The organism is Shewanella sp. SG41-4 (assembly GCF_014164505.1).
Taxonomy (GTDB): Bacteria; Pseudomonadota; Gammaproteobacteria; order Enterobacterales; family Shewanellaceae; genus Shewanella.
Map to the genome: position 1 here is coordinate 1 of NZ_JACJFI010000784.1, position 251 is coordinate 251.

The following is a 251-nucleotide window of genomic DNA, read 5'->3' on the forward strand; positions in this document are numbered from 1 at the left end:
GGCAACACCCTATTTAATGGCCCTGTCACTCAAGACATGCTCGACAACGGCTTTGACGTTGAAGTGCCTGTCACTGCAGGCGCAACTGATGTTGATGTTACGGCGCAAGTGATTGATATCGCCGGTAACCCATCTGCAACCGCAACAGATACACAACCTGTTGATGCCACCATGGCACCTGCACCAATCGTTGAATTCAGCGGCATGGGCAGCGATGGTATCTTCAACAGCGATGAGATCGGTACTGACGG

The 251-nt window shown here is 52.2% G+C and carries 1 protein-coding gene; it reads left to right on the forward strand.

The window, feature by feature from the left end; genetic code table 11:
- Positions 1–251: hypothetical protein (locus H5202_RS23825; RefSeq protein WP_220494009.1), on the forward strand; the 251-nt coding region annotated here is incomplete at both ends.